Annotated in this window: 23 protein-coding genes; 11 read left to right on the forward strand and 12 right to left on the reverse strand. The window is 62.3% G+C overall.

What is annotated here, in order from left to right; genetic code table 11:
• Positions 1–10: 10 nt before the first annotated feature.
• Positions 11–1,552, forward strand: coding sequence for a helicase HerA-like C-terminal domain-containing protein (locus FJW03_RS04210; protein ID WP_140761261.1), 1,542 nt, complete (start codon positions 11–13; stop codon positions 1,550–1,552).
• Between the two features lie 41 nt (positions 1,553–1,593).
• Here FJW03_RS04210 and FJW03_RS04215 read toward each other — a convergent pair whose 3' ends face one another.
• The gene (locus tag FJW03_RS04215; protein WP_140761258.1) at positions 1,594–2,418 is read right to left on the reverse strand and encodes a L,D-transpeptidase; all 825 of its coding nucleotides are present in this window, start codon (positions 2,416–2,418) and stop codon (positions 1,594–1,596) included.
• 174 nt (positions 2,419–2,592) lie between these two features.
• Positions 2,593–3,252, reverse strand: coding sequence for a haloacid dehalogenase type II (locus FJW03_RS04220; RefSeq protein ID WP_140761255.1), 660 nt, complete (start codon positions 3,250–3,252; stop codon positions 2,593–2,595).
• Between the two features lie 155 nt (positions 3,253–3,407).
• On the opposite strand from FJW03_RS04220, the gene FJW03_RS04225 reads away from it, so the two are divergent.
• The 4 genes from FJW03_RS04225 to FJW03_RS04240 all read left to right on the forward strand — a co-directional run bounded on the left by FJW03_RS04225 (position 3,408) and on the right by FJW03_RS04240 (position 6,822).
• Positions 3,408–4,286, forward strand: a complete 879-nt coding sequence (locus FJW03_RS04225; RefSeq protein ID WP_140761252.1) for a branched-chain amino acid aminotransferase — start codon at positions 3,408–3,410, stop codon at positions 4,284–4,286.
• A gap of 287 nt (positions 4,287–4,573) precedes the next feature.
• Positions 4,574–5,176 carry a superoxide dismutase gene (locus FJW03_RS04230; RefSeq protein WP_140761250.1) on the forward strand — a complete coding sequence of 201 codons (603 nt, stop codon included), beginning with the start codon at positions 4,574–4,576 and terminating at the stop codon, positions 5,174–5,176.
• A 248-nt stretch (positions 5,177–5,424) separates the two neighbouring features.
• Entirely contained in the window at positions 5,425–5,862 is a 438-nt protein-coding gene (locus FJW03_RS04235) for a c-type cytochrome (RefSeq protein ID WP_140761247.1), read from the forward strand.
• Between the two features lie 9 nt (positions 5,863–5,871).
• Positions 5,872–6,822, forward strand: coding sequence for a cytochrome c (locus FJW03_RS04240; protein ID WP_140761244.1), 951 nt, complete (start codon positions 5,872–5,874; stop codon positions 6,820–6,822).
• A gap of 99 nt (positions 6,823–6,921) precedes the next feature.
• Here the strand turns inward: FJW03_RS04240 and FJW03_RS04245 are convergent, their stop codons facing one another.
• Positions 6,922–7,323, reverse strand: a complete 402-nt coding sequence (locus tag FJW03_RS04245) for an SET domain-containing protein (RefSeq protein WP_140611246.1) — start codon at positions 7,321–7,323, stop codon at positions 6,922–6,924.
• A gap of 216 nt (positions 7,324–7,539) precedes the next feature.
• The gene (locus tag FJW03_RS04250) at positions 7,540–9,663 is read right to left on the reverse strand and encodes a S9 family peptidase (protein WP_140761241.1); all 2,124 of its coding nucleotides are present in this window, start codon (positions 9,661–9,663) and stop codon (positions 7,540–7,542) included.
• Here FJW03_RS04250 and FJW03_RS04255 point away from each other — a divergent pair.
• Positions 9,663–9,929: a hypothetical protein gene (locus FJW03_RS04255; RefSeq protein WP_181173162.1), complete on the forward strand. Its 267-nt coding sequence runs from the start codon at positions 9,663–9,665 to the stop codon at positions 9,927–9,929. The genes FJW03_RS04250 and FJW03_RS04255 overlap by 1 nt on opposite strands.
• 347 nt (positions 9,930–10,276) lie before the next feature.
• Positions 10,277–10,702 carry a MucR family transcriptional regulator gene (locus FJW03_RS04260; RefSeq protein ID WP_010915014.1) on the forward strand — a complete coding sequence of 142 codons (426 nt, stop codon included), beginning with the start codon at positions 10,277–10,279 and terminating at the stop codon, positions 10,700–10,702.
• A gap of 85 nt (positions 10,703–10,787) precedes the next feature.
• On the opposite strand, the gene FJW03_RS04265 is transcribed toward FJW03_RS04260, so the two are convergent.
• From FJW03_RS04265 to FJW03_RS04275, 3 genes are all read right to left on the reverse strand, one after another.
• On the reverse strand, positions 10,788–11,216 hold the full coding sequence (locus FJW03_RS04265) for a SufE family protein (RefSeq protein WP_140611242.1): 429 nt from the start codon (positions 11,214–11,216) through the stop codon (positions 10,788–10,790).
• A gap of 100 nt (positions 11,217–11,316) precedes the next feature.
• A complete protein-coding gene (locus FJW03_RS04270; protein ID WP_140611240.1) occupies positions 11,317–11,667 on the reverse strand; it encodes a DUF5330 domain-containing protein in 351 nt (116 codons plus the stop codon).
• A 120-nt stretch (positions 11,668–11,787) separates the two neighbouring features.
• Positions 11,788–12,003 carry a hypothetical protein gene (locus tag FJW03_RS04275; protein ID WP_140761238.1) on the reverse strand — a complete coding sequence of 72 codons (216 nt, stop codon included), beginning with the start codon at positions 12,001–12,003 and terminating at the stop codon, positions 11,788–11,790.
• 197 nt (positions 12,004–12,200) lie between these two features.
• On the opposite strand from FJW03_RS04275, the gene FJW03_RS04280 reads away from it, so the two are divergent.
• From FJW03_RS04280 to FJW03_RS04290, 3 genes are all read left to right on the forward strand, one after another.
• Positions 12,201–13,949 (forward strand): sensor histidine kinase, encoded by a 1,749-nt coding sequence (locus FJW03_RS04280; RefSeq protein WP_140761498.1) that lies wholly within the window; start codon positions 12,201–12,203, stop codon positions 13,947–13,949.
• Complete coding sequence (locus FJW03_RS04285; protein ID WP_140611234.1) at positions 13,924–14,703, forward strand: peptidoglycan-binding protein; 780 nt, start codon at positions 13,924–13,926, stop codon at positions 14,701–14,703. Before FJW03_RS04280 ends, FJW03_RS04285 begins: the two co-directional genes overlap by 26 nt.
• Positions 14,704–14,788: 85 nt before the next feature.
• Entirely contained in the window at positions 14,789–15,136 is a 348-nt protein-coding gene (locus FJW03_RS04290; protein ID WP_140611233.1) for a DUF1491 family protein, read from the forward strand.
• Here the strand turns inward: FJW03_RS04290 and FJW03_RS04295 are convergent.
• On the reverse strand, positions 15,114–16,142 hold the full coding sequence (locus FJW03_RS04295) for a hypothetical protein (protein WP_140761235.1): 1,029 nt from the start codon (positions 16,140–16,142) through the stop codon (positions 15,114–15,116). The genes FJW03_RS04290 and FJW03_RS04295 overlap by 23 nt on opposite strands.
• Positions 16,143–16,354: 212 nt before the next feature.
• Here FJW03_RS04295 and FJW03_RS04300 point away from each other — a divergent pair, with 212 nt between their 5' ends.
• Positions 16,355–16,540: a hypothetical protein gene (locus FJW03_RS04300; protein ID WP_140761232.1), complete on the forward strand. Its 186-nt coding sequence runs from the start codon at positions 16,355–16,357 to the stop codon at positions 16,538–16,540.
• Positions 16,541–16,589: 49 nt separating this feature from the next.
• On the opposite strand, the gene FJW03_RS04305 is transcribed toward FJW03_RS04300, so the two are convergent.
• The 4 genes from FJW03_RS04305 to FJW03_RS04320 form a co-directional block, all read right to left on the reverse strand.
• Positions 16,590–17,159 (reverse strand): DUF1254 domain-containing protein, encoded by a 570-nt coding sequence (locus FJW03_RS04305; protein ID WP_140761229.1) that lies wholly within the window; start codon positions 17,157–17,159, stop codon positions 16,590–16,592.
• Positions 17,152–17,736: a DUF1214 domain-containing protein gene (locus tag FJW03_RS04310; RefSeq protein ID WP_140611225.1), complete on the reverse strand. Its 585-nt coding sequence runs from the start codon at positions 17,734–17,736 to the stop codon at positions 17,152–17,154. Before FJW03_RS04310 ends, FJW03_RS04305 begins: the two co-directional genes overlap by 8 nt.
• Before the next feature lie 111 nt (positions 17,737–17,847).
• Complete coding sequence (locus FJW03_RS04315) at positions 17,848–20,001, reverse strand: transglycosylase domain-containing protein (RefSeq protein WP_140761226.1); 2,154 nt, start codon at positions 19,999–20,001, stop codon at positions 17,848–17,850.
• Between the two features lie 225 nt (positions 20,002–20,226).
• On the reverse strand, positions 20,227–21,159 hold the full coding sequence (locus FJW03_RS04320; protein WP_140761223.1) for a dimethylarginine dimethylaminohydrolase family protein: 933 nt from the start codon (positions 21,157–21,159) through the stop codon (positions 20,227–20,229).
• Positions 21,160–21,176 lie beyond the last annotated feature (17 nt).

Raw genomic sequence — 21,176 nt, forward strand, 5'->3', positions numbered from 1 at the left:
AGACCGGTATATGGCTGACGACACCAGTATTTTCATCGGCGCCAGCCGCAAGCCCGACGACAGCTATCAGCGTGCCGAAAATCTGCTGCTGCAATACGGGAATCGTCACGGCCTGGTGACCGGCGCCACCGGCACAGGCAAGACCGTCACTTTGCAGATCCTGGCCGAAGGATTTTCGAATGCCGGCGTGCCGGTGTTCTGCGCCGACATCAAGGGCGACCTGTCCGGCATCGCCATGATGGGCACGGCACAGGATTTCCTGGTCAAGCGCGCCGCGCAGGTCAACCTCGACCCCTACGATTTCCAGGAGTTCCCCGTCATCTTCTGGGACCTGTTCGGTGAGCAGGGTCACCCCATCCGCGCGACCATTTCGGAAATGGGACCGCTGCTCCTGTCACGGCTGATGAACCTGAGCGATGCGCAGGAAGGCATTATGAACATTGCCTTCCGCATTGCCGATGAAGACGGCCTGCTGCTGCTCGACCTCAAGGACCTGCAGGCGCTCCTCGCCAACATCGCGGAGCGCGCCGACGAGATCAGCGCCCGCTACGGCAATGTCACCAAGCCGTCGGTGGGGGCCATTCAGCGCACGCTGCTGGTGCTGAAGCAGCAGGGTGCTGCGAACTTCTTCGGCGAGCCGGCGTTGCGGATTTCCGACATCATGCGCACCACGCGTGACGGCCGCGGCGCCATTAGCGTGCTGGCCGCCGACAAGCTGATGATGAACCCGCGCCTCTACGCGACCTTCCTGCTCTGGCTGATGTCGGAGCTGTTCGAGGAACTGCCGGAAGTCGGCGACCCCGACAAGCCGAAGCTGGTTTTCTTCTTCGACGAGGCGCATCTGCTGTTCGACGAGGCGCCAAAGGTGCTGATCGACCGCGTGGAACAGGTGGTGCGTTTGATCCGTTCGAAGGGCGTCGGCGTCTATTTCGTCACGCAGAACCCCCTGGATATCCCCGAGAAGGTGCTGGCCCAGCTCGGCAACCGTGTCCAGCACGCACTGCGCGCCTATACACCGCGTGAGCAGCAGGCGGTGAGGACGGCGGCCGAAACGTTCCGTCCCAATCCCGATTTCGACTGCGCCACCGCCATCACCCAGCTCGCCACCGGCGAGGCGCTGGTTTCAGCGCTGGAAGCCAAGGGCGTTCCGTCGATGGTCCAGCGCACGCTGATCCGCCCGCCATCGTCGCGGCTTGGGCCGATAACGCCCGCCGAGCGGCAGAAGCTGATCCAGGAAAGCCCGGTCGCCGGCCAGTACGACCAGACCATTGACCGCGAATCGGCCTTCGAGATGCTGCAGAAAAAGGCCAAGGACGCTGCGGACGCCGAGGCGCGGCAGGCCGACAGCGGCGGCTCGCGCTGGACCATTCCAGGCTTCGGCGATGATGATTCCGCGCCGCGGTCCGGCGGCAGGCGCGTGCCGGCGCCGCGTCCCTCCAACCGTCAGACGGTGGCGGAGGCCGCGATCAAGTCGGTGGTGCGCTCGGTCGGCTCGTCGGTTGGACGCGCCATCGTGCGTGGGATTCTGGGCAGTCTTTCAAGAGGCCGCTGAGCCCCGCACCAGTCAGCAAAGCTGGCGTAGATGCGACCGGATTAGAAAATCGCGTCGGTTACCGCTTTCACAGGTCCAAGCAATACCGATCCGTCCGGCACGCCGGCGTCGATCGGGATGGCCTTGCGGTTAGCAGTCGCCACCATCGGCTGGCGGGCGTCGCTGGTCACGATGACCGGGGTCTTCTGGGGCACGCGGTCGTAGAGGTCGATGATGTCCTGGTTCATCAGGCGCACGCAGCCCGACGACACCGATTTGCCGATCGAGCGCCATTCCGGCGAGCCGTGCAGGCGATAAAGCGTGTCGACATTGCCCTGGAAGAGATAGAGCGCACGCGCACCGAGCGGGTTCTTCAGACCGCTGGGCATGCCGCCATTGTCGGCGCTGTACTGCTTCAATTCCGGCTGCCGGGCGATCATTTCATCCGGCGGCGTCCACTTCGGCCATTTCTGCTTCCACTGGACGACGGCATCTCCCGACCATTCGAAGCCGGCGCGGCCAAGGCCGACGCCATAGCGGATGGCTTGCCCGCCCGGACGAACCAGATAGAGGAAATGGCCCGTCGTATCGACGACGATAGTCCCCGGCTTCTGCCCGGTTGGGTCGGGCACGATTTGGCGCAGGAACTGCGGATCGATCCTGTCGACGGGGATGGCCGGAAGATTGAAGCCGCCATCGCTGACGGCCGCGTACATCGACGCATAGTCGGCCAGAGGCGGCTCGACATAGGCTGGCGGGGGAGGCTGAACCGGCCCAGGTCCGGTGGTGGCGCATGCGGAAACCGCGATCGAGGCTGCGCCCAGTGCTGCGGCGTTGAGGAAGCCGCGACGGCTCAGGCGATAGGATTCGATTTCGGTTATGGACATGGCTGCCTTCTTTAGGACTCAAATTGCAACAAAGCGTGAATACGCTTGCCGCTACGCGGGTGCCTGACAACACCTGAGGCGATAGGCGGTTCCAATTCTGGCCCGAACGTGGACAAACAAAGGCGAAGCTGTGACCGCGACGCCACTGTGGCCCAAGGGTCACAGATGGTGATCCTAGGCGGTGACCAGCGCTTCAAGAGACGGCAGGATCAGGGCTGGCGGAAAGTCTTGGTACTCCTCGGGCTGGTTGGAACGGTTGATCCACACCGTGCGGAAGCCGAATTTGGTGGCGCCGGCAATATCCCAGCGATTGGAGGACTGGAAGGAAACCGCGCCGGGATAGAGCCGCCAGCCGGTGGCGATCATGTCATAGACCGCGGGGTCGGTCTTGAAGCGCCGCACCGCATCGACGGAATAGATCTCGTCCAGAACCTGGTCGAGCGCGGCGGACTTGACCGCCGCTTCCAGCATTTCGGGCGAGCCGTTGGAGAGGATCGCCAGCCTAGCACCCGAAGCCTTGAGCGCTTTCAGCACGGCCGGCACTTCCGGGTAGCAGTCCAGCCGCCAATAGGCTTCCAGCAGCCTGGCCTTGAGGCTTGGATCGGCCGAAGGGACCTTGCGCAAGGCGAAGTCGAGCGACTGTTCGGTCAACTGCCAGAAATCGGCATAGGCGCCCATCAGCGTGCGCACCCAGGAATATTCGAGCTGCTTGGCGCGCCAGATTTCGGACAGGAGTTGACCGTCCGGACCGATTTGATCGGCATGGCGGCGCACGGCGGCATGCACGTCGAACAGCGTGCCATAGGCGTCGAAAACATAGGCGGCATATTGCATGTCAACAGTTTTGAGACGCGGCGCGGCAAGGCGCAAGCCTTGATTGCATCGCGCCGTCGCTGGCCTCAACAAAACTCCTTGATGCTGGTTGACGACGCCGGCCAAAGCATCTTCCAATGGCTGTCACACGAGATTGATCGGAACGGGACAACGCGATGACACTGGCGGCAGCAGCGCAATCCGCGACATGGACTTTCGTTGATGGCGACTGGCACGAAGGCAATGTCGCCATTCTTGGACCGCGCAGCCATGCCATGTGGCTGGGCACCAGCGTGTTCGACGGCGCTCGCTGGTTCGAAGGTGTGGCGCCCGACCTCGACCTCCACGCCAGGAGGGTGAACGCTTCGGCGATCGCTCTCGGCCTCAAGCCGAACATGACGCCCGAACAGATCGTCGGGCTGACCTGGGACGGATTGAAGAAGTTCGATGGCAAGACGGCGGTTTATATCAGGCCGATGTATTGGGCCGAGCATGGCGGCTACATGGGCGTGCCGGCCGATCCCGCATCGACCCGCTTCTGCCTTTGCCTCTACGAATCGCCGATGATCGCGCCGACCGGCTTTTCCGTGACGGTGTCGCCGTTCCGGCGTCCGACCATCGAAACGATGCCGACCAACGCCAAGGCTGGTTGCCTCTATCCCAACAATGGCCGTGCCATCCTCGAAGCCAAGATGCGCGGCTTCGACAATGCGCTGGTGCTGGACATGCTGGGCAACGTCGCCGAGACCGGCAGCTCCAACATCTTCCTGGTCAAGGATGGCCACGTGCTGACGCCGGCGCCGAACGGCACCTTCCTGTCCGGCATCACCCGCTCGCGGACGATGACGTTGCTCGGCGACTATGGCTTCAGGACCACCGAAAAGACGCTGGCGGTGCGCGATTTCCTCGAAGCCGACGAGATCTTTTCGACCGGCAACCATTCCAAGGTGGTGCCGGTAACGCGCATCGAGGATCGCAACCTGCAACCCGGGCCGGTAGCCAAGAAAGCGCGCGAACTCTATTGGGATTGGGCGCATTCAACGCCGGCCAGCTGATCCCGTCCGGCGTTTTGTCGCAACGCGGTTTCGTCTCTGGAAACCGTGTGACAGTTCGCCGGAACCCGCCTAGAGCCGGATGATTTCAGGGTCGAGTCGACCTGAAATCTGAATCCGTCTCTAAATCAAAAAGTTAGAGCATGATGTCGTCCGAAAACCGCTTCACACTTTTCGGCATCATGCTCTAGAAAGAGCGTCCGGCGCTTCATTTCGGAGTTGTCCGAGCCCGATCCAGACCTATCTTGATCCGGTATCCATACCGGATTTTCATCGAGGGAGTACCGTCCATGGCTTTTGAATTGCCCGCTCTGCCTTACGACTACGAGGCCCTGCAGCCCTACATGTCGAAAGAGACATTGGAATATCACCACGACAAGCACCACAAGGCCTATGTCGACAACGGCAACAAACTGGCCGCGGAAGCGGGCATGGGCGACCTGTCGGTCGAAGAGGTGGTGAAGCAATCGTTCGGCAAGAACGCCGGCCTCTTCAACAATGCCGCGCAGCACTACAACCATATCCATTTCTGGAAGTGGATGAAGAAAGGCGGCGGCGGCAACAAGCTGCCTGGGGCTCTGCAGAAGGCGGTCGACAGCGACCTCGGCGGCTACGACAAATTCAAGGCTGATTTCATCGCGGCCGGCACGACGCAGTTCGGTTCGGGCTGGGCCTGGGTTTCGGTCAAGGATGGCAAGCTGGCGATCTCGAAGACGCCGAACGGCGAGAACCCGCTCGTTCATGGCGCCTCGCCGATCCTCGGAGTCGATGTCTGGGAACACTCCTACTACATCGACTATCGCAACGCGCGGCCGAAATATCTTGAGGCCTTCGTCGATAGCCTGATCAACTGGGATCACGTTCTCGAGCTCTACGAAAAGGCCCGCGCATGACGCCGAAAATCGGACACGATTTTCGGAAAGAACCATGCGCAGCATCCTTGGCGCGCCAAGGGCGCGCGGTGCTGCAATAGCCTGATCGATCTTCGGAAAAGCCCCGGCAGCCCCGGGGCTTTTCTTTTTCTGCCTCGAGATCCGCGCCAGCAGGGTCTGGAAAACTCATCAGGAGGCAAAGGGAATATTCCGTTCGCCACATCCGTTTACGTCGTGTCCCCAAATGCCTTCATCACGGAGCCAATTGAATGAGAAAGCTTATCGTCGCCATTTCCATGCTCGCAGTTGCCGGCTCGGCCGCATTTGCGGACCCGATCCTCGATCGGCAAGCTCTGATGAAGGAACGCGGAAAGATCGTCGGCGGCCTGTCGAAAGTGGTCAAGGGTGAGGAGCCTTTTGATGCCGCTGCCGTACTGACGCAACTGCAGACCCTGCAGGCGAATGCGGAAAAGTTCGATGTCGGTGCCCTGTTTCCGGCGGGCAGCGACGCGGGCGATACCACGGCGGCGCCGAAAATCTGGGAAGACATGGCAGGCTTCAAGGCCGCGGAAGACAAGTATCTGGCCGACGTCAAGGCGGCAACCGCCGCCACGCCCGCCGATATCGATACATTGAAGACGAAATTCGGCGCCATCGCGTCCAATTGCGGCGCCTGCCACCAGAGCTATCGGGTGAAAAAAGGCTGATAGCGGGCAATGCCCTTCCTCAAAAAACTCGTCGGCGCGCTCATTGCCCTGGGCGGCGTCGGCGCGGTTGCCGGATGGGTCCTCTCAGCGCCCGTGACCTTGGACACGCAGACCCTGGCCAAGCTCGGGCCTGGCGATGCGGCCAGGGGCAAGCGCATCTTCTATGCCGGCGGCTGCACCTCCTGCCATGCAAAGCCGGGTTCACAGGGCGATGCGCGGCTTCAGCTCGTGGGCGGTCTTGAACTGAAGACGGCGTTCGGCATTTTCGTGCCCCCCAACATCTCGCAAGACGCCAAGGACGGCATCGGTGCCTGGTCGGTCGAAGATCTCGCCAACGCCATGCTGAAGGGCGTGTCGCCGTCTGGCGAGCATTTTTATCCGGCCTTTCCCTATGCGTCCTACGCACGCATGAAGCCATCGGACATTGCCGATCTCTATGTTTTCCTGAAGACACTGCCTGCGGTCGCCGGCAAGGCGCCGGGCAATTCGCTCGCTTTCCCCTTCAACATCCGTCGCGGCATCGGCCTGTGGAAACGGCTCTATCTCAGCGACCAGCCGGTCATTGCCTTGCCCGATGGTGCGCCTGACCCGGTGGTGGCCGGCCGTTACCTGGTCGAAGGGCCGGGCCATTGCGGTGAATGCCACACGCCGCGCGACTTCGCGGGCGGCGCCAGGAAAAGTGAATGGCTGGCCGGTGCCGTGGCCGCCGAAGGCAGCGGCGTCGTCCCGAACATCACATCGGGCGAGGGCGGTATCGACAAGTGGTCGGAGGCCGACATTGCCAACTACCTCGAAACCGGTTTCACGCCCAGTTTTGATTCCGTAGGCGGCGCGATGGTCGAGGTACAACGCAACATGGCCGAGCTGACAGCGGGGGATCGTGCGGCGATCGCGGCCTACCTCAAGGCGATACCGCCGCATCCAAATGGCTACCCGGCGCGCAAGAAAGCCACGAACTAAAGCGGTTCATCGTTTCAAGGAACGCCGACCCGCTCGATCTCTCTTTTGACGCAATTCCGGACAGAAAACCGCTTCACACCTTTCCTGGGATTGCTTTAGCTAGTTGTCGGATGACGGATGGCGGTCGCCCAGGAAATCGAAGCCCGCCTCGAAGAAATGGTTGTAGTTGCAGGTCAGTTCTTCGCCGGCCGCGATGTCGCGCAGGGCAAAACTCTCCTCGGGCGAGGAGACGTCGCAGTTCGGCTCGTCGGCATGGTTCATGTAGCGAGCGTCGTCGGCTTCGAAGACGATGTAGTTCGGATCGCGCCGGTCTGGATAGGCGTAGCGGTCGAGATAGCTCTTCACCGGCCCGCTTTCGCCTTCATAGGTCTCGACCGCAATGATCCGGTCGAACCTTGGATCCAGTTTCCAGATCAACGTGCCGCGGGCAATAGGGTTCTTGGCAAAAACGCCGATGCCCTGGATGGGCGATTTGTCGAGATACACGTCGACGAGCAGCATAATGGACCCTTGTGCGAGGCGGGCGTCTTGGCCCGGAGAAAACGTGCCTTGGGTAGCGCGAGGCCGCCGCGATTGCGAGCGGAAATGAGCAATGCGGAATTCAAAAAGCCATGATCGCCATCGTTGCGCGTGCGATCGTCAGCAGCGTGGCTGGACTCGGAATAAGGACAAAGCCGAGCAAAAGGACGATGTAAGCTGTCAATGCGGACGGATCGGTCATCGAAGCGTTTGCTCGGCAAGCTGCGCCTTCCCGGTCACCTTCAGCGTGAAGGAATAGGTATAGGCGATCTCCTCCAGGCGGGAAAAGCGGCCCGACGCACCGGCATGGCCGGAATCCATATTGATCTTGAACAGCACCGGATTGTCGCCGCTCTTGCGGTCGCGCAGCCGCGCCACCCATTTGGCCGGCTCCCAATAGGTAACGCGGGGATCGGTGAGGCCGGCGAGCGCCAGGATCGGCGGATAGTCGAGCGCGGCGACATTGTCGTAAGGCGAGTAGGCGGCGATCGTCCGGTAGTCGTCGGCTGACGCGATCGGATTGCCCCATTCCGGCCATTCCGGCGGCGTCAGCGGTAGCGTCGCGTCGAGCATGGTGGTGAGAACGTCGACGAAGGGAACTTCGGCGACGATGCCGCCAAAGCAGTCCGGCGCCATGTTGGCGATGGCGCCCATCAGCATGCCGCCGGCCGAGCCGCCTTGCGCGACGATGCGGTCGTGCGCCGTATAGCGCTCGGCAACGAGGTGGCGCGCACAGGCGATGAAATCGGTGAAGGTGTTCATCTTGTGCGCCCGCTTGCCGTCATCGTACCAGCTGTAACCCTTGTCCTTGCCGCCGCGGACATGGGCAATGGCAAAGACCAGGCCGCGGTCGACCAGCGAGAACCAGTTGGTGTTGAAGGCCGCCGGCACGGTGACGCCGTAGGAGCCGTAACCATAGAGCAGGCAAGGTGCCGATCCATCCAGCGGTGTGTCGCGGTGATGCAGAAGGGAGATCGGCACCAGTTCGCCGTCGGCGGCGGGTGCCATCAGCCGCCTTGTGACGTAGTGGTCCGGGTCGTGGCCGGACGGCACGTCCTGCGTCTTGAGCAGCATACGTTCACGGGTGCGCATGTTGTAGTCGAACACCTGCGACGGCGTCGTCATCGACGAATAGGAAAAGCGCATGATTTCGGTGTCGTATTCATAGGAACCCGAAAGGCCGAGCGAGAAGGCTTCCTCATCGAAGGAGATCAGGTGCTCCTCGCCAGTCGCGCGCTCGCGCACGACGATGCGCGGCAGGCCCTCCTTGCGCTCGAGCCGGACCATATGATCCGTGAAGCCGATCACCGACAGGATCAGCCGGCCCGGCTCATGCGGCACCAACTCCTGCCAGTTGGCGCGCACCGGATCGTTTGCCGGCGCCGTCATGATCTTGAAGTCCTTCGCGCCATCGGCATTGGTCAGGATGAAGAAGATGTCGCCGCCTTCTTCCAACTCGTACTGAAGACCGGTCTCGCGCGCCGAAACCAGCTTGGGTTCGGCAAACGGATCGCTGGCGCTCAACAGGCGATATTCCGAGGTCTCGTGATCGTTGATACCGATCATGATCCATTGGTTGTTACGGGTGCCGTCGACATTCATAAAGAAGCCGGGATCGCTTTCCTCATAGATCAGGCGGTCGTTTTCAGGGGCCTGCCCCAATGCATGGAACAGCACCTTCGACGGCCGGTGGTTGGAGTCGAGACGCGTGTAGAAGAAACCGTCATTGCCCGCGTCCCACACACCCGAACCGCCGGTGGCGGCAATCTGGTCCGCCAGGTCCTTGCCATCGGCAAGATCGCGCACGCGCAGTGTGTAGAATTCAGAGCCCTTGTCGTCGAACGCCCACAAGAGCTTGCGGTGATCGGCCGAATGGTCGACGCCGCCAAGCCGGAAATAGGCCTTGCCCTCGGCTTCTGCGTCACCGTCAAGCAGGATCTGTTCTGCGCCGCCGTCGCGCGGCATGCGGAAATAGCGCGGCTGCTCGCCGCCGAGCTTGAAGGAAGAACCATAGGCATAAGGTCCGTCCTTCATCGGCACGGAGGAATCGTCTTCCTTGATGCGGCCTTTCATCTCCTTGAAAAGCTGCTTTTGCAGGTCGACCGTGTCTGCCATCAGCTTCGACTGGTAGGCGTTCTCGGCTTCGAGTTCGACACGGATCGCGCCATCGAGCAAGGAAGGATCCCTGAACATCTCCTGCCAGTTGTCGGCCCTCAGCCAGGCATATTCATCGGTTCGCGTGATGCCGTGATGCGTGTCGAAAACCGGCCTTTTCTCGGGTGTTGGCGGGGTGACGATCGGAAATCGGGGGAGCTTGGTCATTGCGTCTCGCTCTGGAAGTATTCTTGAAACCTGTTCGATATCGCCAACCAACCAGCATTGGGCAGCAGGCGGTTCGTTATCGCTGGCGTGAGGTCTGGCACGATCCGGTCAGGAAAGGCAACTTCGTCACCGTCCGGCCCTATGGCAAGCGCCCCGTGTTGATCGACCGGCATCGGTTGGCCCTGAGGCAGGCGGCGGACAGACATCGTAAGTTTGCTTCCGCAAGAAAAATCGATGGCAACCTGCGGTTTCGTGAAAAGATATGAACAACCAAGTTTGTCGGCGCGATAGCCAAGCAAACCGGAGCATTGAATGCCCGATCTGTGAGTTATCGCGAATGTAACGGTGCACTGACGCCACGTCAGCCCTTGCCGATCTGGCGGGCGAAATATCGAAAAATTACGCGATGCACGAAAGATTGAAGCTGATCCGGGAATAGTTGATCAACATCCCTGAATATAATGCAAAGAGCGAATTGACTTACTTGGTCCATGGTCGCATTGATATGCTCGCGACACGAATCGCAGAAGCTCTACCTGCACCAAATTCGCGCGATGCCCTACCTGTAAAAAAGGGCGTAGACCGACGTAACTCTTGTTGGGGCCTGAAGACCATGGATATTGTCGAAACACCTTCCAGAAACAATGATGCGCTGATCGAGCTGACCGCCGATGTGGTGGCCGCCTATGTCAGCAACAATCCCGTGCCGGTCGGCGAACTGCCGAACCTTATATCGGATGTGCATGCCGCTCTCGGGCGTGTGGGTGGAACCGCCGAACAGCCTCCTGCCGACAAGCAGAAGCCGGCCGTAAACCCGAAGCGCTCGGTTCACGACGACTACATTGTCTGTCTTGAAGACGGTAAGAAGTTCAAGTCGCTGAAGCGTCACCTGATGACCCATTATGATCTGACGCCGGACCAGTACCGCGAAAAGTGGAACCTTGACCCGAGCTACCCGATGGTTGCCCCGAATTACGCGGCGGCCCGCTCGCAGCTCGCCAAGAAGATGGGCCTTGGCCGCAAGCGCAAGGCGCGGTAACCCGCTCCTCGCAGACTGACATCAACGGCGCCTTCGGGCGCCGTTTGACTTTGCGGGACGGCCGCATGGTACAGGATCAAGCTTGTCAGGCTGTCCGTTCGAGTGCCATCTCGGCATCGCGCTTGATGCGCTTGACCATAGAGCGAAGACCATTGGCGCGCTGGGGCGACAGGTGCTCGTCCAGCCCAAGCGCCTTCAGCGTCGCTTCCGCATCGGTTTTCTGGATTTCGCTGGCGGACCTTCCGGAAAACAGCGCCAGCATGATCGCGACCAGCCCGCGCACGATATGGGCGTCCGAATCGCCCGTGAAGGTGATGACTGGATCACTGCCCGGTCCCCGCTCGGTGGTCAGCCAGACCTGACTGACGCAACCTGGCACCTTGTTGGCGGCATTGCGCTCCTCGTCGGGAAATGGAGGCAGCGCTTCGCCGAGCTCGATCACGTAACGATAGCGGTCCTCCCACTCGTCAAGGAAGGAAAAGTCGTCTCGGATCGTCTGGATCGTGGTCGTCATCACCCGGATATAGTCACGCGGCGGCGTCGCGTCACGGAAAAAACAGGGACACCGCGGGCGTCGAGAGGGCAGACGGTCCGCGATGCGCCGTCGAGGCGGCTTAATTCCTTACTGGCAGGTTGACGGTCTCCGGCAGGACGATTTCGTCCGCCACGCTGCCGGTCGTCGTCGAGGTATCGGGACCGGCGGGCTTGTCGTCCAGCATGGCGGCGGCGATCTTGGCGGTCTCCTTGGCGCGTGCCGTGATGGTGTGCATGGCCGACTTGCCGGTTTCGCAGACATCGGGCTTGCGCTCGCAGATGCCGGCGATGTCGCCCACCGCGTCACGTGCCGCAAACAAGGCCTGGATCGGCCCGACGCTTTCCTGCCCCGGCTCGTCGGAACCGACGCTCAGCGGCAGCGCCAGCAGCACCAATGAAAACCAGAAAGCCATTCTTATCAGAAAGAACATGCCTTGCCTCTTGTCGTGACCGGATCATGCGTCACATGGCATGACCTCTTTTATGGGCAGGATCTTGGCATACGGCCACAAAGGACGGCTTGCAGGTTAGACGAAAATTTTCCTCAAATTTTAGGCAAATTCGAAACGAAGCGTTTTGCCGTGGATTTGTTTCACATCGGGTCGATTTTCGTTACCCTCTGATAACCATTTATCGGATTGTTTCCATTGTGGTTTTGTTGAATTCAGGCGGTTCTCTTCCCGCCAATGGTCCGCTGCCGCCAGGCGTTCCCGGATAACTCTCCATTTACTATGGCGGCATTTGCCCGGGTTTTCGACCGTCGCCATCCCGATATTTGCCGCGGGCCAGGCTTTGGTCGCCCCTGCCTTATCCATTCCTTAAACGCTGGATGCGAGTTTCAGAGCCAACCAAGATAATCTGCAAAAGCAGAGCTGTTCACGACGAGTGCGAGTGCGTTGAGTTGATGCCGATCAAGGCCAGATACGCTGAATTGCCCGGCGCGATTGCCGCCGGTTGCGAACGTATGGTCCATCCCTCCCTTCTCGAACAAAGCGACCGCGAGCGCCAGCGCCGGTTCATTGGCGTCATGCTGGCCGCGCCGTTCTTCGCCGCCGGTGCCGCGGTCACGCTGGTTACATCAAGCATGGGCGCCGCCGTGACCATCGCCGCCATCTTCGCGGCCTTCGGTCTGTGCTGGTTCGTCGCCTTGCTGGTGGCGGCGACCGGAAGGATGGTCGCGGCAGCACGGATCGCGCTGGTGATGGCGTCTGTTGCACTTGGCGGTCTCATCGCCGCCGCCGGCGGTTTGAGCTCACCTGTCGCCATGCTTGCCGTGGCGCTGCCATTCGAGGCCTGGTGGATCGGCGCCACGCGGCGTGCGGCACTTTTTGGGGCTGTGGCGGCCATCGCAGCCATTGCCCTTCAGCCTCTGGCCGCGGCCTTCTTGCCATTCGCGGGCGCGCAGATCGCCGCCTGGCATTGGCTGGTCCCGCTGGCCTGGGCGCTGACGCTTGTCCCGCGCATGTCGGCTTTTCCTGATAGCGTCGGTGCGGCCGATGCGGTGGATAGCGGCGATCGGCTGGAAGACATTATCGATGCGGTGGTCCTGCGCGTCGCCCGCCACGGCGAGGTCCTGGATGCGTCCGCCAAGGCGCGCACCCTTTTGAAACTGCCGCCTGAACTGCTTTCGGGAACCGGCTTCTTCGACCGCGTCCATCTGTCGGATCGGGTCTCCTATCTCAGCGCCCTAGCCGACATGCGTGATGGCGCCCTGTCGCGCCGCGTCGAACTGCGCGTCAGGCTGCCCCAGAACGGCAACGGCCAAAATGACAACCGCCTGACGGCCGACAACTATCGGCCGTTCTTGCTCGAGCTGGTGCGCGGCGAGGAACAGAGCGACGTCTTCACGCTTGTCCTGCGCGAGAACGACGAGACCGCCCGGCTGCGCGAAGACCTCGCGCAAGCCAATGAGGCCGCCGCCGCCGCCGAGGTGGCCAAGGGGCGGTTCCTGGCGGTGGTCAGCCACGAACTGCGCACGCCGCTGAATGCCATCATCGGCTTCTCCGACATGCTGCTGCATGAGATGTTCGGCGCCTTCAAGGATCCGCGCCAGAAGGAATATGTCGGACTTGTGCGGGATTCGGGCCAGCATCTGCTGGCCGTCGTGACCTCCATTCTCGACGTATCGAGGATCGAATCGGGGGCCTACGCGACGGAGCCGGAGCCCTTCCGGTTCATGGAGGCCGTCGAAATGTGCCAGTCCATGATGCGGCTGCAGGCGCAAGCCAAGAACATCCACCTGCAGACGCAGATCGCACCCGACGCGGGCGACATCAATGCCGATCGCCGCGCCGTGCAGCAGATCCTTATCAACCTCGTCTCCAATGCGATCAAGTTCACGCCCGATAGCGGCGATGTCGTCGTCGGCGCCAAGCGGATCGGCTCGCGTCTGCATTTCTGGGTCAGGGACACCGGCATCGGCATTGCGGAGGAGGATTTCGCCAATCTCGGCAAGCCCTTCATGCAGATCCAGAACGACTATACGCGCCGGTTCGAGGGGACCGGCCTTGGCCTGTCGCTGGTGAAGGGGCTGGTGGCGCTGCACGAAGGCACGATGTCGATCGAAAGCATGCCGGGCGAGGGCACCACGGTGACCATCAGCCTGCCGGTCAATGGGCCGAAGGGGCGCCCGGTGAACCAGGCAGGGGTGCTGACGATGCCGGTGACGAGGGCGAAAGGGGACGGAAATGGCTCGCTCCGCAAAACAGGCTAAAGCGGTCAAACGCCGCAGCAACGCCTTTCAGGACGGCGCCATTGCCATTGGCGGGATGATTTCGCGCAATCCTGTCCTGGTGGGCGGATCGACGGCATTCCTGGTGACGCTGTTTTATGTCTCGGCGAACGCGCTGTGGTATCAGCCCTTCCCGCATGCCGGGGCATTCTTCGCCACCCGCAACTTCCAGGGTTTTCCGCATACCGCCGACGAGCCGGAGACCACGATCAATATCGTTCGGCCAAATTCGGCGCCCGCACCGATGAAGGGCGATCCGGTGGTCGAGCAGGTGCAAGGCATATTGAAGGACCTCGACTTCTATCCCGGCACGGTCGACGGGATTTCCGGCCCCAACACGCGCAAGGCCATACAGGCCTATCAGCAGAAGGTCGGTCTCAACGCTTCCGGCGAGATCGACGCGTTGCTGCTGGATCAACTGGGCGCAACGCCGAAGACCGCTTCCGTGCCCAAACCGCAGCCGCGTCCCGACATGCCACCGGCCGCCGTTCCGGTATCCTTGCAGACGGGCGGCGAACAGACCAACGCCGCATTGCAGGGGCCTGATCCCCGCATCGTCAAGATCCAGGCGGGTCTGAAAGCCTTCGGCAATGACGACATGCAACTCGACGGCAAGGTCGGCGCCCGCACCAAGGCGGCGATCAAGGAGTTCCAGTCGCTGTTCGGGCTGCCGCAGACCGGCGAGCCCGACGAGATCGTCTACGTCAAGATGCGCGAGATCGGCCTCACCAATTGAGCTCCGACCGACAAGGCCCGAAACGACCGCTCGCCCAGCGAGGGAAATATAGATAGATAACTCCGCCACGCTTTGCGGAGTTCTCATGCGCGTCACATCGGATCTGTGGGTCTCGGCCCTGTTGCGCCGGGTTTTCGGCGCCGGCGGATTTGCGGCCGTGGTCAATCGCGGCGCGACCGAGGCCGGCGCTGTTTTCGTGCTGGCGCGGGGCCGGCTGGGTGAAATGGCCCTCTACGGGCCGGCGCCACAGACAAGTTACGATTCGGCCAAGCCGGACGACCGCTTCTTCAGCCTCCTTGCCGCGGGTGATGATCCAGCCGTGCTCGATACCCGTCTTGAAAGGGAAAAGAAATTCGATCCCGACATCTGGGTGGTCGAGATCGAGGCCGGCACTGTTCCCGTCGAGGAGCTTATTTCCGTGAAGACGCCCTGAGGCCGGGAGCCTCGGCTTTGTCGCTGTTCGAGGCCTTGCGGCGGTCGCTGTTTGCCGGCGCGCCTTCGCGCACCATCTTGGACACCGCTTCGGCTTTCCATGCCCGCACCCTGTCCAGAGCCACGTCACGATGCAGCAGACGGTAGCGGTCGAGATAGGTGCGGATGGCCTGCGGATGCGGGAACAGGCTGGGATAGACGGCGACCGTGATCAGAAATGCCCGGTCTTCGCTCAGATCGAGCGAGCGCAGCGCCTCAAGCAGCGGGGCATAGTTCTGGTTGGCAGTCAGCGATCGCGCGGTCGAGAAATCCATATCGAGGGCATCGGCGAGCGCCGTCTGGAAGAACGCGGCGTTTCCCGTCAGCGCGGTTTCGCGCAGCTTGACATAGGTATCCGAGCCGGGAAACGCATCGACCTTCGCCGCCAATGCTTCGTCGCCGGTGCGCATCATGGAGCGCAGCCTGCGCCGCGCATTCTCTGCGGCAATGCCGGGGGACTGTTTCGCGTGGTGTTCGGCCGCTTCCGCATTCACGGCTGCGACGGTTGGCGGCGTAGGGATATGCGCCTCCGGATCCCGCACCCGCACCAATGTCGGCCTTTCGAGCGCCCTGATCAGATCGGCGATGGTCGGGTTTAGGTCCCTGCGGCGCGCGATGGCCCGGGCGTGCGGCAGCCCATGCCGGCCGATCAGCGCGATCAGGTCGATATCGCTGACGGCACGCGAGCGGATGAGCAACGGCGCGGCGATGTCGACCGGCTCCTGGCACAGGCGACGCACCAGCGCGACCGGCGCATATTCGCATTCGGAGAGGGCGGCTGCCACATAGCGTCGCGATTCGACCGACACCTCGTCGAACAAAGGCAGCGTCAAATCCTCGAGCTGGCCGATCTCGCGGCGCGACGGACGGGTAAGCGAGCAGAACGCCGACACCGCGGCGCGGAACAGCCTCTCGGCCTTTCCCGATTCCGTTCGTATCGCGATTTGCCTGAAGTCCGAAGATGACACGAAGGATACGCCTGATAACAGATACACAGTCTTGATCATGCTCAACCGGGAACGCGTCGGTTTAGCGATTGCCTCGGTCAGAACTTTCTGGCCTGGGAACAAAGATCAAGTTAGCGGCGATCCGTTAGCGCTCCGTTAACCCTCTGCCGGCCTTAATGATATTTGGAGGCGTTGCGTTGTGCTCCGGGGAAACCGAGAGGAATGCGCGAATCATGGGCATGGTAGTGTCTTTCGTGCCGCGTGCGGCACCAACCAATCGAGCCAAGCAAACCACCGAAATACCGGCGGCGGTGATCATCTTTCCCGGCATCCGTTATGAACGGTCCAATGCCGGGGAAGCGCGGCCAGCCGGGCCCGACAAGTCGGGGACGCCAAGGACGCCGGTGCCGCATCACTGAGCTTTGCGAAAGCCTCGGCCTTGGCTGTCACGCTGGCCACGATCGTGGCCTAGAAATCCTGCAGCTCGCAGGAACTCTGATCGAGAAAGCGCGACACGATCGGCTTCCAGCTGGCGTCCGGCACGAAGCTGCGGATGACGAAGATGCCTTCGTCTATGGGCGCTTCGACGAAGATCGCACCCTGCAGATTTTCGGGCAGGTCCCTGCGCACGTCGATCATCTGCGCCGGCGTCAGCACGACGGCATCCAGCTTGCCGCCCGTCGCCGTATGGTCGTTGAAGGAATAGACATTGTGGCCATTGCGGTCATAGACCGACACCGACCAGAAGGGCACGTTTCCCGGCGCCTTGATCCGGACCATGCCTTCCTCGAGGTCGAAACGGCAGGCCGTGGCATAAAACAGCGGATCGACCGATTTCACCACCGGCGCGCCGCCCGCCTCCGCATCGAGCCGGTTCATCCTGTAGAGGTCCGAGGCCATCGACAGTCGCGACCAGGCGTCGCGTTCGGAAAACTCGGGCACCAGAAGCAGCACGACGATGTGCACGATGCCGGCGCCGACGAGGCCGAGCAGGACGGCATGGAAAAGACGGCGTAGTGCGGCCCGGAAATTACGCATCGCAGCCGGCCTTCACGATCCTGGGCAGCGAAACGTCCGACAAGCCGGTGCTGCTGGCGATCGGTGTGTCGTAGAAGGTCAGGACGAAATACATCCTTCCGGAACCGTTGGTCAAAAGCCAGTTGCCGGGCATCGGGTGATGGCCGACCGAAATGATCACCGAATTGTCGGGCTTGCGCAGCACCTCATAGGACTGAAGCGCGGCAAGTCTCGGTTTGCCGGTCTCGACGACGCCGAGCGATTGATCGGCGGCATAGAGTGTCCAGAACCGGGCGGTCGGAAATCCGCCCTCGATCTTGTAGGCGCATTCCCGCTTGAGCTGGTTGCCGGCGGCATCATCCTCCGCGACGAAGGACAGGCCCTCGGCGCGGCCGAGCGCAAGCACGCCCTCGCGCGCCACGCGCGCCTTGGAGTAGGGATCGGCGGCCGGGGTGCCGATGTCGGGGAAGGCGGTCCATTGGCCGATCCTGATCGCGCCGACGCCGTCCTGGACCTTCAGCGCATACCAGACGCTGGCGCCCCCGCCGCCAATGGCTATGGCAAGCGAAAGCAGCATCAGGAAGGCGTTCTTGAGCATGAAGAGCCGGGTGCATGAAGGATTGCCGTTCGGGGATATCGCGACGCGGGGCCTCGTGGCAAGCGGGCGTGATGGATTTGCCAGTTCGCCTCGCCGGCGCTCGAGCCGATGTCACAGCGCCGAAAGCGTTTCGGGCGCGGGGGGTGCGTCGAGTTTGGGTGCCGCCTGGAACAGCTGCGTCATGTCCCTCAGCGTCTGCGTGGTCCGGCTGGACAGCACTGGCGGCCTCTCGGCGGCGGCGTCGGCCGCGGCCTGGTCCTCGCTCTTCTTCTGCGCTTCTGCCGCCTTGGCCGCGGTCTCCTCGTCGACGAATGGTTTGTCGATGCCGGGTATCGGCTTCAGGTCGATGTTCTGGTGCGCGTAGACCATCAGGCGCTGCCACACCATCGCCGGCAGCGAGCCGCCGGTCATGTTCTTGGTCGGGGTGAAATCGTCGTTGCCCAGCCACACCGCCGCCGTGTAATTGCCGGTGAAGCCGACAAACCAGGCGTCGCGATAGGATTGCGTGGTGCCGGTCTTGCCGGCGACGACGATGTTGGGAATTTGCGCGCGCCGCGCCGTGCCCATCACCGGCACGGCCGCCAGCATGGTATTCATGGATTTCAGCGCCTGCTCCGAGAGCACCCGGTGCGGCGGTGGCGCGTCCTTGGTCCAGTCATACACCACTTCGCCGGTGCGGGTGACGAGCTGGGTGATGCCGTGCCGGGAACCGACGAAGCCGTTCTGGGCGAACACGCTGTAGCCTGTCGCCTGGTCCATCACGGTCATGCCCGAGGTGCCGAGCACCATCGTCTTGTGCCCCTCGAGAGGGGACTCTACCCCCATGGCCTCGGCCATCGCCTTGATCGGAGCGATGCCGAGATGGTCCTTGGCCAGCCGCACCGGCACCGTGTTGATCGACTTGGCCATCGCCATCAGCAGCGTGATGTTGCCCGCCGACTCGCCGCTGTAATTGTGCGGCGACCAGTTGCCCCAGCTGATCGGGCCGCCCGAGATGACCGAGTTCGGCGTGAAGCCGTGTTCCATCGCGGTGGCGTAGACATAGGGCTTGAACGACGAGCCGGTCTGGCGCAGCGCCTTGGTGGCCCGGTTGAACTGGCTGGCGCCGTAGTCGCGGCCACCCACGATGGCGCGGACCGCTCCATTGGTCTCGATGACCACCACGGCGCCCTCGGTGACGTTATACTCCTTGCCGAACTGGCGCAGGTGGAACTCGACGGACTCTTCCGCCGCCTTCTGGATGTTGGCGTCGAAGGTGGTGTGCGCCACCAGCGAGTGCTGGCCGGGCTTGGCGATCTTCTTGACCTCGTCGAAGGCCCAGTCGAGAAAATAGTCGGGGCTCTTCTGTTCGCCGCGGTCGACGACGTCGGCCGGATGCAGCCTTGCCTGCAGCACCTGGCCCTCGGTCATGAAGCCGGAATCGACGAGGTTGGACAGAACCACATTGGCGCGGGCGCGCGCTGCCGGCAGATTGATGTGCGGCGCGTATTTGGTCGGCGCCTTGAACAGGCCGGCCAGCATCGCCGCCTCGGCGAGATTCAGGTCCTTGACGCTCTTGCCGAAATAGAAGTCCGCCGCCGCCTCGATGCCGAATGTGCCGCCGCCCATATAGGCGCGGTCGAGGTAGAGCTGCAGGATTTCCTTCTTCGACAGATTGGCCTCGAGCCACAGCGACAGGAAGGCTTCCTTGATCTTGCGCTCGAACGTGCGCTCATTGGTCAGGAACAGGTTCTTGGCCAATTGCTGGGTAATGCTGGAACCGCCCTGGACGACAGAGTTCGCCCGCACGTTCTCGAAGATCGCGCGCGACAGGCCGAGCACGTCGATGCCGTAATGGTCGAAGAATCGACGATCCTCGGTGGCAAGCACCGCCTTGATGACATGATCGGGCATCTCGTCGACCGGTACGGAATCGCGCTGGATGATGCCGCGCTGGCCGATCTCGTTGCCGTAACGGTCGAGAAAGGTGACGGCGAAGTCGCCCTGGGCGCGCCAGTCGCCGGCCGTATCCTGGAAAGCCGGAATGGCCAGCGCCAGCATCACCACCATGCCGCCGGCGCCAAGCGTGAAGCCCTCGCTCAAAAGTTCGATGATGCCGCGGCGCCAGCCCTTCAGCCGGAAGCGCCGCGAGAAGATCGTCGCTGCTTCCCAGAACTGGCGCGCCTTGAAGCCGATCTCATAGAGCGAGGAATCGAGCCATGCGTCCAGCGCCAGAAGGCGGGAGGCGATCGGACCTCTTCTCTTGCGCGGTTCAGGACGGACCATTCAAAAACCCGGCTCGGCTGTGACGCGACCTGAAAACCGCAAGCGGGCAATTTCAGGGCGGCGCCCTGTCCCGACTATTCGTCCATTTTGCGCACGCTCACAAGGGCGGCGAGGACACAGCTGCAAGGTTTATCGATGGAAAGGGCAGGGCAGCTGCCAAGCGGAGCGCCCGCCCGCCAGATTCTCGATCCGGCGGGCGGGCGTGGTTCTGCCGTTGCCGGGCTGTCAGGCCGCTTCGCGCTTCAGCGCCTGTGCCATGCAATGGATGCCGCCGCCGGTCTTGGAGATTTCGCTCATGTCGACGGCCGCGACCTCGAAGCCACGCGCCTTGAGCTGGCCGATCAGCGTCTTGCTGGAGGTCGGCGCGATCACGCGGTCCTTGCCGAGTGACATGAAGTTGCAGCCGAGGGCCATCGTGTCCTGGAAGGGAACGTCGATGATCTCGTGGCCCTTGCCCTTCAGCCAGTCGACAATGCCGGGCTCGGTGCAGGCCAGGCACACTGCGGTGAGCTTTTCGGCGATCGGCACCACCATCAGGTCGATATGGACGTAATATTCGTCGATGAAGGCGATGCGCGTCTCCCAGCCTTCCTTCTGGAACCAGGCCTGCACCTGGCGCGCGCCTTCTTCTTGCGTGCGGGCGCCGCCGCAGCCGATCAGCACCACGCCGTCCTCGATGACGTTGAAGTCGCCGCCCTCGAAGGTGCCGGCGGTGACCATGTCGTAGATCGGGATGCCGAGCTTTTCATAGGTGCGGATGGCGGCGTAGTTCTCGCCGCGCCGCCACCAATTGGCCATGGCTGTGATGATCGCGCCATAGGGCGTCATGACGCTGGAATCGCGGGAATAGACCTGCATCGGCAGCTCCGGCGTCGGCTCGTGCCAGTGGATGTTGACGCCGAAATGCTCATAGGCGGCAACCAGATCCTTGTGCTGGGCCTGCGCGATCTGGACGTTGCAGGGCGCTTCGCGCAGATGCTTTCTGGACAGCGAACTGGTCGATAGATGACGCAGGAAATTGGGCGAGCCGAGCAGCACGTCGGTCAGCACATCGGTTTCGTTGGCGAAGCCCCAGACGGTCAGCGGCTTGGTGCCGCCGGCGGGATTGCGGCGCTGCAGCGAAAACGGTTCGGCGACGATGCGGTCATGAACGGTCATGGGGTTCTCCTCGTGCT

Origin of the sequence: Mesorhizobium sp. B4-1-4 (assembly GCF_006439395.2) — a bacterium.
Taxonomy (GTDB): domain Bacteria; phylum Pseudomonadota; class Alphaproteobacteria; order Rhizobiales; family Rhizobiaceae; genus Mesorhizobium.